An 818-nucleotide genomic window follows, 5' to 3' on the forward strand; every position below is an offset into this window, starting at 1 on the left:
GCCCACCCGACCCGGAGCATTTCGAGCGCGAGATCGCGGCCCGTCACGACGCATCGGGCCGATGGCACGCCATCATCGCCATAGGCGAGAACGGTGCATTCGACGGATTTATTGCCGACGGTTCGTTTAAGCCAGGCTTTGGCGAATGGGCCGCAAGGGACCGGAGGCGGTGCTTTGACACGCTCGCGGTCCTCCCATTTCGGATTGAGCGCCCATTGGGGCAGCTCGCAAGCATCGATGTCTGCGATACGAACTTGCTGAGCGAATTGCGGATACCAGAGGGTACGACCGTCCATGACGGCGACGCGCCCTTTGAAGACGGGATAGACGGGAGCGGGCACAACTGCGCGCGGCTCATAGCGGACTCGAGCCGGGCTCCTGATGACGTCAGCTGAAATCGCGGGGGTCGCGATACCTACTGCAACAATGGCCATAGCGACGATGGTTTTGTTCATTGTTTCGCTTTCTTGGCACGCTCATTGGCCGATCGACTCAGAAGGACGGCCGGATGCTGGACGTCTTCGAACTGCCACAAGCCAGCCCGCCTTTCGCGGGCGTCCTGTTCGGCAACAGCATAGGGAGCATGAAAAGGCAGGCTTTCGGCGTTGAGCGAAGCGAAGGCATAGCCGCTGGTAATCATCATTGTAGCCAGGTCGAGCCGGTCTTTACCAACCGTGGCGTAACAGACGACATAGGAAAATTCGGCCGTCTTGGCGACGGGCGCACACACCGGTTTCGTGTCTTTGATATAGGCGGCGAAGACGGCCAGCGATGCGTCGCCACAGTCGCGCTTTTGGCCTCTCTTGTCGGTGTAGGGC

General features: G+C 60.1%; 1 protein-coding gene and 1 pseudogene. Both read right to left on the minus strand.

All coding sequences use genetic code 11. The annotated features are described in order from the left end of the window. A pseudogene (locus EOA86_RS36740) lies at positions 1-455 on the minus strand (thermonuclease family protein); the annotation flags it as partial. Further along, positions 452-818, minus strand: a 367-nt coding sequence (locus tag EOA86_RS36745; RefSeq protein ID WP_128345841.1) for a thermonuclease family protein, incomplete at its 5' end; no start/stop codon positions are given. The gene EOA86_RS36745 and the pseudogene EOA86_RS36740, both read right to left, overlap by 4 nt.

Source organism: Mesorhizobium sp. M5C.F.Ca.IN.020.32.2.1, assembly GCF_004023105.1.
In the GTDB taxonomy this organism is placed as follows: Bacteria; Pseudomonadota; Alphaproteobacteria; order Rhizobiales; family Rhizobiaceae; genus Mesorhizobium; species Mesorhizobium wenxiniae.